The sequence below is a fragment of the Hymenobacter crusticola genome, assembly GCF_002154225.1.
Classification (GTDB): domain Bacteria; phylum Bacteroidota; class Bacteroidia; order Cytophagales; family Hymenobacteraceae; genus Hymenobacter; species Hymenobacter crusticola.
In genome coordinates this window covers 612,366-624,297 of sequence record NZ_MTSE01000001.1, presented here as the reverse complement: position 1 = coordinate 624,297, position 11,932 = coordinate 612,366, and the positions used below count along the sequence as shown (strand labels likewise).

Below are 11,932 nucleotides of genomic sequence, written 5' to 3'. Positions count from 1 at the left end.
AAATAGGCCGTAGAAGTTATGCTTACTATTTAGCAGCTTCTTTTCCAATCGTTTGCGGCACTGCTCAACGGCTTCTTTCGCGGATTTGTTTTTCGCCGAGCAACTATTTTTTTCAAGAGGCTAGTGTTCAGAGCGAGTTAGCCGACTATAGAAAATAGCTGACCAGGCCAAACTCATTCTCACCTAGCTAGCCGCAACTGCCGTATGGCGAGAAGGCCATCTTGGCGGGTGGTTGTGCTCTTGCCCGGCGGAACCCTGCTATCTTTCGTCCCACTCCGATATTCTTACTTGCGCGCATGATTCTTCGCTTTTCTCTCCCGTACCGCACCACTTGGGGGCAACGGCTGCTGGTGTGTGGCTCTGAGCCTAGCCTCGGCCAGTGGGCTGCCGACCAGGCCCTTGCTCTGCACTACGACGAAGCCACTGGCCACTGGCAGCACGAAATCGACCTGCCCAACGCCTCAGGCGCTATCCATTATAAGTACATCCTGATGGAGTTTGACACGCTGCATTGGGAGTGGGGCCCCAATCGTACCCTCGAGTATGACGGCGGTCAGTACGAAGTTGTTGAGTTGAAAGACTACTGGCGCCCGCCCGCCGAGCCTGAAAACGAACTGGTTACGGCGGCCTTCACCCAGGCCTTAATGCGGCGGCTGACGGCGGAAGCTAGCTCCTCCAGCGCGCCAGCAACGGCTGATGGACCCGTGGTGCGGTTTCAGCTACTGGCTCCGCGTGTCGATCCTCGCTATCAGGTGTGCGTGCTCGGATCCGATTCGGCCCTGGGAGCCTGGGAGGCTAGCAACGTTCTGGTGCTCAGCGACGAGCAGTACCCCACCTGGACTGCCGACCTAGCTCTGGCGCAGCCCAACCAAACTACCCGCTACAAGTATGGTATCTGGGACCCGCAAGCGCAGCAGATAGTAGAGCTGGAAGGGGGCGACGACCGCCTCATTCAGCCGCAAACCGAGGCAAAGACCCTGCAAGTGCTGGCCGATGAGCGGTTTCGCTACACCACCGGCCACTGGCGCGGCGCGGGCGTAGCGCTACCAGTGTTTGCGCTACGCAGCGAACGGGGGCTAGGAGTAGGGGAGTTTCCCGACCTCAAGCTGCTCGTTGACTGGGCCGTAGCCACGGGTCTGAAGCTGGTGCAGGTGCTGCCCATCAACGACACCACGGCCACCCACACCTGGGTCGATTCGTACCCATACGCCGCCATTTCGGTGTTCGCCCTGCACCCGCAGTACCTGAATCTGGAAGCGGTGGCCGAGCTAACTAATCCTGCGGACCGCGAAGAGCTAGCCCGCCTCCGCACCGAGCTCAACGGCCGCGACTTCGTGGACTACGAGCCCGTGATGCAGGCCAAGTGGAAGTTTATCAAGCTATTGTATCAGCAGGAAAAAGCTAGGTTCCTGGCTGATCCAGAGTTCCTGGCGTTCCGCGAAGAGCAGAAATCGTGGCTGGTGCCGTACGCGGCTTTCTCCGCCCTGCGCGACCGGTTCGGCACAGCCGACTTCAACCAGTGGCCCGAGGAATACCGCACGCCCAAGCTAGCTACCGAGCTGACCCGCGAAGACCAACCCGACTTCGATGAGTTCGGTCTGCACTTCTTCACGCAATTTCACCTCGATAAGCAGCTGCTCGACGCCGTAGAGTATGCGCGCCACAAAGGGGTAGTTGTGAAAGGCGATCTGCCCATTGGTATCTACCGGCACTCTGTGGATGCCTGGACCCAGCCCGAGCTCTACCACATGGACCGCCAGGCCGGCGCCCCACCCGACGACTTCTCGCTCACGGGCCAAAACTGGCGCTTCCCAACCTATAATTGGGAGCGGATGGCCGAGGATGACTACACGTGGTGGAAGCAGCGCATGGGGCACCTAGCCCGCTACTTCGACATGCTGCGCATCGACCACATCTTGGGGTTCTTCCGCATCTGGGAGATTCCGGGGCATTCGGTGGAAGGCTTGCTAGGTCACTTTGCGCCCGCCCTGCCGCTTCACCGCCACGAGATAGAGCAGCGCATCGGGTGGTTCGACTACGGCCGCCTGTGCGAGCCCTACATCCGCTGGCACATGCTTACTGACCTCTTCCGTGAGCAGGCCCAGGCCGTGTACGAGGAGTTTCTGGATGCCACTGACCACGGCGTATTCCGTCTGAAAGAGTATGTGCGCACCCAGCGGCAGATCGAGGACGTATTTGAGCAAAAAATCAAAGCTGACCCCAGCAACGCCGAGCATTACCGTTGGCTGCGTACCAACCTCTACAAGCTCACGAACGAGGTGCTGTTTGTGCCCGCCGACGAGCCAGATTTCTATCATCCGCGCATCACGCTGCACCTGAGCGTGTCATTCCGTGAGCTGGATGAGCACACGCGGCACCGTCTCAAGGAGTTGTACGACGACTTCTTCTACCGCCGCCACGAAGAGTTCTGGCGCGAGCAAGGCTTGGTGAAGCTGCCGCCCGTACGCTATGCTACCAACATGCTCATTGCCGGCGAGGACCTAGGTATGGTGCCTGCCTCGGTGCCCGGCGTGATGCGGGACCTAGGTATGCTAGGGTTGAATATCCAGCGCATGCCCTCCGACCCACAAGTGGAATTCGGCAACCCCGCCACGGCCCCATACCTCTCCGTCGTCAGTCCCGGTAGCCACGATATGAGCACGTTGCGCGGCTGGTGGGAAGAAGACCGTACCCTTACCCAGCGCTTTTTCGAGCATCAACTCGGCCACTGGGGGCAGCACGCACCGTACTATTGCGAGCCGTGGGTGGTGCGCGAAATCATTGAGCAGCACCTAGCTTCCCCCGCCATGTGGGCCATCTTCCCGCTGCAGGATCTACTAGCCTTGGATGCGCAACTACGCCGCGAGAACCCGCTGGAAGAGCAGATTAACGTACCTGCTAATCCGCAACATTTCTGGAAGTATCGGCTGCATTTACCGTTAGAAAAACTTTTGAATGAAGTAGAATTTAACAAAGAAATAGAAGCACTGGTAAAAGATAAGGGCAGAAAGTAATTACTATACAAAGTACTAGCTGTCCGCCAAGAGTATACTATATATTTAATGCACAATATGCAGTTTTTCTGCGTGTTGTGCATTATTTTTTTGTTGACGATTTAATGTTTAATCAAAGTTGATATTAACATAGTGCAATTTATATGTTGTTTTAAGTAAATACATCCAGAGGTCCACCACTGATAGTTTATTTGGCTAATTTCTTGATGCAGGCATCGAGGTCATCGTATTATCTACCTGCTTTATATGAGAACACCTTTACGACTGCTAGGGCTGCTGATGGTTTTGTCTACCTGGGGAGCACCTAAGGTATGGGCACAATGCATGGTGTCAACCACCTTGGATTTTAGCGAAAGCAACACGGCTACTACCGGTGATTGGAAGACAGGAACTAGAAGTATCCCAAACAGCAGCGTCACTATTACCCCTACTTACACGTCAGGAACCAATACTACCTCTAGTAGTCTGATAAGAGGAACGGCGAATGGAATCAATACGCTGCGTTGGGATGTAAACTATGCCGGAAACTCAACCAAGACTTCAGTAGTTGTTCTTGAATTTAACCGGCCAGTTGCAAATCTTTCACTCCAGGTTCAAGATATCGATACAGGTACCGGACAAGTTGACGAAGTCACCTTTGAAGGATTAGATGCCAACAATACCGTATTAACAGCTCCATTGCTTACCAAAGCAGCAGCAGCAACATCAGTTGCAATAAACGGGAACGTTGCAACTGGAACTGCTGCTGGCGACGCTACTACTAGTACTGTGGTGGCTACTTTTAGCGTAGCGGTGAAGAAGCTTCGTCTGACTTACAAAAACAATACAACTGCTGGTAATCCATCGGGACAGGCAATCGGAATTGATAAGATAAGTTGGTGTAAATCACCTATTGCGGTCAACGACGCTGCGACAACCCTGCTTAACCAACCCATCACGGTTGATATTCTAGGTAACGACGTTGCTGGCGACGCAGCTATCAGCCCAGGCACGGTTGTATTAGCTGGCACGCAGGCCGGTGGTACGTTCACGGTCAACCCGACAACAGGTGCCGTAACCTTTACGCCGGAGAGCAACATCGCTGGTCAAACTCAGATTGGCTACACAGTGAAGGATGCAAACGGCGTTACTTCTAACCAAGGCGTACTAACTATCAGGGTAACGAACCCCCCTACCGCCAACAGTGACGATGCACAGACTCCTCTTAACACAAGCCTATCAAACATTGATGTACTGGCTAATGACGCCAGTAGTAGCGGTAATTACGCTATCAATAAGGCTTCGCTAGCGTTAGTTGCTGGCAGTCAGACCGGAGGCACTTTCACTGCAAACACGGCTGCTGGGGCCAACCAAGGTACTATTAGCTTCACGCCGAATACTGGTTTTGTTGGCGCTGCGAGCGTTAAATACACCGTAAGCAACGCCCTTGGTGAAGTGTCCAACCAAGCTATCCTGTCGGTAGTTGTAACAAGAGCTCCTACAACAACGGCTGATGCCGCGAGTATCTCTTATAATGCAGGTGCCGTGACAGTTGACGTTATCAGCAACGACACGCCTGCTAGCTCAGACGCGCCCAACTCTATCGATCCAAACTCTATTTTGTTATCCAGCGCTACGGGTACAAATGGTGGTACTTTCGCTGTGAGCAATGGCAAGGTTAGTTTTACCCCGCCTGCGGCTTCTACCTTCCCAAACAACATAACTAGCCGCGCTACAAGCGTTAACTACACGGTAAAGAATAACGCTTCTCCCGCGCAGACATCAAGCCCAACCGCTATTACCGTCACTTTAACGAACACGGCTCCTGTCGTGGTGGCCGATAACGTTGCCACGTTGCAGAACCGGGCTATGACAAACATCAACGTGCTGGCCAACGACGCCGACGCTGATGGTAACGCCACGATTAATAAGAGCACAGTAGCAGTAACGGGTACGCAAACAGGCGGCACCTTTACGGTTAATACGGTCGCTGGACCAAATCAAGGCACCATCAACTTTACGCCTACTAATAACTTCACAGGTAATGCCAGTGTGCAATACACCGTGCGAGATGAGAAGGGGCTCCTTTCTAATACTGCCTTCTTAACAATCGTAGTTACGACCACGACAGTGGACGTCGTGACAACCATGAGCGGACCCACTACGGCGTCTTCGGGGAGCTACGTAACCTACGCCGTCACGGTAAAGAACAACAGCAACGCGAATGCAACGAACGTATCGCCGCGGGTGCAGCTTCCAACAGGACTACAAACAGTAACTGCCTCGCTTGATGCTACTTACAACCCGGCGAGCGGTATCGTCGTTTTCCCATCCGCTACCTATGCTGCCAACTCAACAATACAAACGGCTACCGTTCGCTTTGTAATGCCCGCCAGTGGCTCAGTGACGGGGGTAGCTTCCAGCGTTTCCAGCAACACCGCCTTTACCACTCCTAGCAACGACGATGGTACGAGCGCCGCTAGTCAAGTAACTACTATCGCCACACAAGTAGCCGACGTAGCGGCCACTATCACGGGACCAACAGCTACGGCGCCAGGTGGCAGAACGGTGCTCAACATTGTGGCCAGCAACTATGGGCCTTCGGCGGCCACTAACGTACTGCTGCGAGCTACTATTTCGAGAAATCTTACGGGCGTTACCGTATCCGATGGGGGCAGCTACGACGCAAACACTGGTGTAATTACGCTCCCTGCTATTGCAAGTCTGGCACCGTCGGCCTCTACTGGTTTCAACGTAGCCTTGACGGCTCCCAAGGCCTCCGACCAACCCGTTGTTGGTACGGTCAGCAGCACGTCGGCCACTACGGATCCAGTTGCGAACAACAACGATGGCTCGGCTTCTTTCTCGAACATCCGGGTTGCTATCAGCAACACGGTTTCCAGCCAAGCGTGCCTTACCGTTTCTACGACGGACGTAACGACGGCCGCCAACCAGCAGATCAACACGTACTACGCAGGCCTAGGTACGGCGGCGGCTAACAGCAGCACGCTTACCGTCGGGCCAGCCTTATCGACAACTGATGCCGCGAACATTGTTCCCGGCGACTTGCTGCTCATCATCCAAATGCAGGGTGCGCAGATCGACTACAGCAACACGAACGCCTATGGGGATGGTATTGCCTCGACGGATTCGCCGGCCAATGGCACGCTAGGCACAAACCTGACGGCGGGCTTGTACGAATACCGCTACGTAGAAACTACTTCTGCTTCCGCAACCGTAGCCAGCGGCGGTACGCTGACCTTGTCGTCGCCGCTCACGAACACCTACACCAACGCCGATGCTACCGCTACTGAGGGTCAGCGACGCTTTCAGGTGATTCGGGTGCCGCGTTATCGCAACCTGACCCTAGGTGCTGACCTAGCACCCGCCGCTTGGAATGGTAAAACGGGCGGCGTCGTGGTGCTGGAAGTAGGCGGAACGCTAAACTTCAATGGCTACACCATTAATGCGAGTGGCATGGGCTTCCGCGGAGGTGCTGGCCGGCAGCTAGGCGGTACTAACGATGCCAGTGTTTCCAACCAAGACTATGTTACTTCGTCAAGTATAGCCGTCAACGGGTCGAAAGGAGAAGGAACGGCTGGTACGCCCCGCTACGTGAACAACAATGGCGCATTGCTGGACAACACAGCGGAAGGCTATCCGGGAGGCAGCTACGGCCGCGGTGCGCCCGGTAACGCTGGCGGTGGTGGCACTGACGGTACCACTGTTACCAACGCCAACAACACGGGCGGCGGTGGCGGCTCAAACGGGGGCTTCGGCGGCCAGGGGGGCAACTCCTGGAACCAGGGTGCTCCGACAGGGGGCAACGGGGGGGCGCCGTTTTTGCAGGCTAGCCCAAGCCGAGTAGTAATGGGCGGCGGCGGCGGTGCCGGTACTACCAACAACGGCACGGGTACACCCGGTGGTGGTTTTGCTAGCAGCGGTACGGCCGGTGGCGGTATCGTGATTGTGAACACCAACCAAGTGGCTGGCACGGGTACCATTAATGTCAACGGAGCCGATAACACGTCCACGGTGGCAAACGACGGCGCCGGCGGCGGTGGAGCGGGTGGTAGCGTGATATTTCTCGCGCAAGGGAACCTCTCGAATATTACAATATTGGCCAAAGGTGGGCAAGGTGGCAACGACAACCTAGCCCCCCAAGCCCAGGGTCACGGCCCTGGTGGTGGTGGCTCGGCTGGCGTCGTCTTCACGTCTTCGGCTATCAATAACTCCTCGGAAATTCTGCCGGGTGCTAGCGGCCAGACGGGCGGCAGCAACGGTAACTTTAGCTTTGGCTCTACCATTGGTACCCAGTTCGCCGGTTTGGTTCGTAATACGATTTTGCAGGGTGACGTGCCCAACATCACGCAGGCCAGCAATTGCACTGTCCTACCCTTGCCAGTGGAACTGATTCAGTTCGCGGTCAAAGTACAGGCCAGCCAAGTGCAGCTGAGCTGGACCACGGCTTCGGAAAAGAACTCCAATTATTTCGCCGTAGAGCGTAGCACCGACAGCTATTCGTTCGAGCAAATTGGCAAAGTGAACAGCTACGGCACCACGACTACCAAGCAGAGCTACACCTTCGCCGATACCGAAGCTAGCCGCTACGCTGGCCAGATGCTCTACTACCGTCTGCGCCAAGTAGATACCGACGGAACCATCACGTATTCGCCTGTGCGCTCGGTGATGCTAAAGGCCGGCGTGGCTACATTCGACCTCAGCCCCAATCCTACCTCCGATTACGTAACGCTCGACCTGACCACCTTGCCTACAGAGCACTTCCATGTGTCCTGCCACGATGTAAGCGGACGTAACCTAGGAAGGTTGGAGCAGGATATTCGAGGTGGTCAAGCTACGACTCTGAATGTATCTGCTTTGCCTGCTGGTATTTACATCGTAACGGTACAAGGAGCAACCCAAGTGCTTACGCGCCGTTTGGTAAAGCAGTAAGCTTTTCGAAGTAGCCTACTGAGGCGAAGCCAACCCGGCTGCTGCGTTGCCTAAACGCAGCAGCTGGGTTTTCTTTTGGTAGCGCTTTAGTGGCAGCTACGTGCCGAGCTTAGACACGCCGCTTGGCGTCATTTAAGAGCAACACGGAAATATCTTGGGCGCGAAGCCCAACTCCTAAGCCAATCTGCCGTTCTAAATGGCCGACTATCTGCTTGGTATGGCTACTTCCTGCGCTCCTGTTCATGTTCATCGTCCGTCAACTGTTACCTCTACTGATTACGATGTCGTCGTCATTGGGGCGGGTTGTGCGGGGCTAGGTGCCGCCCTCGTGCTTGGGCGCTGTCGCCGCCGGGTGCTCGTTTGCGACGGAGGCGCCCCGCGCAATGCGCCTTCCTCGGGGGTGCATGCCTTCCTGAGCCGCGACGGCATCAAGCCGCAAGAACTCTTGCGCATCAGCCGCGAACAGCTAGAACCCTATCCGGCGGTAATAATCCGGCCGGGTAAGGTCACGACGGTATCTGTCGAGAGTCACGGCTTCACGCTCACCGCCGAAAGCGAAACCGGCCGCCCAGCAACGATTACCACGCGGAAGCTGCTGCTCGCTACCGGTGTCGACGACGAGCTGCCCCCAGTAGATGGCATGCGTGAGCTTTGGGGCCAAGGGGTACTGCATTGTCCCTACTGCCACGGTTGGGAGGTACAGGACAAAGCGTTGGCCGTGTATGGGCGCGGGAAAACAGTGGCAGGGCTAGCTTTGCTGATCAGTCGGTGGTCGCGCGACGTTATCGTGTGCACCGATGGTCCTTCGGGTGTTTCTGCTAATGCGCGGCGGCGACTGCAAGCCCACGGAATAGGCATTCGCGAGGAGCCCATTGCGCGTCTACAAGGTAACCGCCGCGGCGACTTGAAGTGCATCATGTTCAAAAACGGAGAGGAGCTGGAGCGGGACGCTTTGTTTGTGCATCCGCATCAGCACCAGCGCGGTACGCTAGCTGAGCAGCTCGGTTGCCGCACCACTAGCAAGGGCGCCGTGTGGACCAACAAGTACTTGCAAACTTCTGTGCGAGGCGTGTACGCCGCCGGCGACATGACGCCCGGCTCCCAGCAGGCCCTGATTGCCGCCGCCGAGGGTACCCAGGCCGGCATTTTTCTGAATGAGCGCCTGACCAAAGAAGATTGCTTCTAAAACGGCAAGAGCAGCAAAACAAGCAGACCCTAGCGAAGAGCAGCAGGCAGTAAGGCGCTCTTTTTGCTGAGCTCAGAGAGAATCGGGGCGCTAGCTGAACCGTGAGGCACTAGGTACGCGCCGAAGAAGAAACCAAAAAATCATCTTCAACGACAAACTCTGTGAGTGCCTATTCGTCTAATGACAAGCGCTATCCGTCTAGGAACTGGTTTTTTCCTGCGGCCCGGTGTGTATCTTTCAAAGCTGGGAACTATGTCCGGCCCGCCCGGACTTGTTTGCTTGAATTATGAGAAATGTTTCCTTCCTGCTTTTCCTGCTGCTGACAATTGGCGTTTCACCGGTGTGGGCCCAGCGTATGGTACTGAGTGGGCAGGTTACGGAAGCAACTACTGGCCAACCCGTGCCTTTTGCGTCGTTGTTTCTGCCGGGTACGTCGGCGGGCGTGACGGCGGATGCGGAAGGACGCTACGAGCTAGCTACCACCCAGCGCGTCGACTCGCTGGCGGCTTCGGCCATAGGCTATAAGGTCCAGAAGAAGCGCATCGGCGCTGAGTTTCAGCAAACCATCAACTTTGCCCTGTCCACCAGTGGTGTTACGCTCGGGGAAGTAACCGTGCGCCCTACCGAGAACCCCGCCTACGAAATTCTGCGCCGGGTGCAAACCCACAAGCCCAAAAACGACAAACGCTACTTAGAAGCCTTTGCCTTCGATAGCTACAACCGGGTGGATGTGGCCGTAAACGACTTACCGAAAGGCGTGGCGCGTAGTCGCGTACTGCGCCAAATGACCGCCGTGGCCGATAGCCTCGGACAGGCCCGCACGGCAGATGGCAAGCAAGTGCTACCGCTGTTTGCCTCCGAGGTGCTGTCGCGCTACTTCGTGCGGCGCGACCCGCGGCGGAAACGCGAAGAAATCAAACGCACTCAGATGCGAGGCCTAGCCCCGCGCAACGGCTCGGTGCTGTCGCAAATCCTAGGTTCTTCTTTTCAGGATTGGGACTTTTACCCCAACTGGCAGCAACTGCTGGGCAAGGACTTCATCTCGCCCATCGCCGATGGCTGGAAGTTCACCTACGAGTACGAGCTGCAAGACTCGGTGTATCTGGGCAAGGACTGGTGCTACAAGCTGGCCGTGACGCCGCGCCGCCCCCAAGACCTAGCTTTCACCGGGACTATCTGGATTACAGCCAACTCTTACGCCCTGCGCCGCGTCGACCTCGCGGTGAGCCCCGAGGCGAACCTCAACTTCGTGAGCAAAATTCAGGTGTACCAAGACCTAGCCCCTACGGTGGCGGGACCCTGGTTGCCGACGCGCACTCGCGTGTACATTGCCATCAAGCCGGGCGGGGTGCAAGTGGCAGGCGTGACGGCTAAGTTCACCACGGTCAATCAGAACTTCGACATCAACAACCCCCAGCCGCTGCCTTTCTACGACCGGCCGGTGGTTGCTGCCCCCGACGCGTACGATGCTCCGGATGATTTCTGGGAGAAAAATCGCCCCGATACCCTATCGGTGGACGACCAGCGCACGCTCGCTATTCTGGATTCGGTGCAGAACCTGCCCTCCGTGCAATCGCTGAAGAAGGTGGCCGATGTCTTCGTGAACGGGTACAAGCGTGTGGGTATGGTGGACCTAGGTCCGATCTGGACGCTTTACGGGTTCAACAACATCGAAGGCAGCCGCTTCCGGGTGGGTTTTCGCACGACGCCCGAGTTTAGCCGCGAATGGCTGATGCGGGCCTACCTAGCCTACGGTACCCGCGATACGCGCCTGAAGTATGATCTGCGCATCAGTCGAATTTTGAACCGCGACAACTGGACGGTAATCACCGCCGAGCGTCGCCACGACCTCGATCAGTTAGCCCTGATCGATAACGACTACGCGCTGGAGAATCCCCTGTTTGAAGCGGCGGCCCGCCTAGGCAATATCACCAGCAGCCGGCCGCTGATGCGCAACCTCAACATGCTAAGCGTTCAGAGTGACCTGTTCCGGGGCTTCACGCAGCGAGTGACGGTACGGCAGCAGAACTTTGACCCCCTGTATCCTTTTGCCTACTACACCGACGAGCCAGTACCTGGTGCGCCGTTAGCAGATCAGTTTTCCTTGTCGGAGCTTGTGCTTGAATCGCGCTACGCCCGCGACGAAGTGCTGGTGCAAAGCCGCAACCAAAACCAGCGCTATGCAATTGGGCTGAAAAAGTGGCCGGTATTTACGCTACGCTACACGCTAGGGCTCGACAAATTTCTGAGCAGCGACTTCAAGTACCAGAAATTTACTTTCCAAGTGAGCCAAAGCGTGCGGCTAGGGCAACTCGGCCGCACCGATTACATCGTGGATGCGGGCTACATCCCGAGCACCGTACCTTACTTGATTCTGAAAACGCACCTTGGCAACCAGTCGCCTTTCTACAACGCGGGCGCCTTCAACCTAATGCGTTACTCCGAGTTCGTGAGCGACAAGTACGCGTCGTTTCAATTTGAAAATCACTTCGAAGGCTTTCTCGTGAACAGCGTTCCGGCCCTGAAGCAACTGAACTGGCGCCTGGTGGCAACGGGCAGCATCTTGTACGGCGGCGTAAGCGCCGCTAACCGCGCCATCACGCCCGCTGTCAGCTCGAATGGGGAGCCCCTCTTTACTTTCCAGTCGCTAGGTCGGCTGCCTTATGCCGAAGTTGGCTACGGGGTCGAGAACATCTTCAAAGTAGCCCGCGTGGATTTTCTGCACCGCCTCACCTACCGCAACTCACCTGGCGCCAAGGATTTTGGGGTGAAGGTAAGTCTGCAATTCAAACTATAAGAG

Annotated in this window: 4 protein-coding genes; all 4 read left to right on the top strand. The window is 56.3% G+C overall.

The features are described 5' to 3' along the window. Window positions 1-296 precede the first annotated feature (296 nt). Window positions 297-3,014, top strand: coding sequence for a 4-alpha-glucanotransferase (locus BXP70_RS02550; RefSeq protein ID WP_086592424.1), 2,718 nt, complete (start codon window positions 297-299; stop codon window positions 3,012-3,014). Window positions 3,015-3,785: 771 nt separating this feature from the next. After that, window positions 3,786-7,946 (top strand): Ig-like domain-containing protein, encoded by a 4,161-nt coding sequence (locus BXP70_RS02545; protein WP_179197556.1) that lies wholly within the window; start codon window positions 3,786-3,788, stop codon window positions 7,944-7,946. Between the two features lie 217 nt (window positions 7,947-8,163). Continuing rightward, window positions 8,164-9,132 (top strand): NAD(P)/FAD-dependent oxidoreductase, encoded by a 969-nt coding sequence (locus tag BXP70_RS02540; protein WP_179197555.1) that lies wholly within the window; start codon window positions 8,164-8,166, stop codon window positions 9,130-9,132. A 286-nt stretch (window positions 9,133-9,418) separates the two neighbouring features. Next, complete coding sequence (locus BXP70_RS02535) at window positions 9,419-11,929, top strand: DUF5686 and carboxypeptidase-like regulatory domain-containing protein (protein ID WP_086592421.1); 2,511 nt, start codon at window positions 9,419-9,421, stop codon at window positions 11,927-11,929. Window positions 11,930-11,932 lie beyond the last annotated feature (3 nt).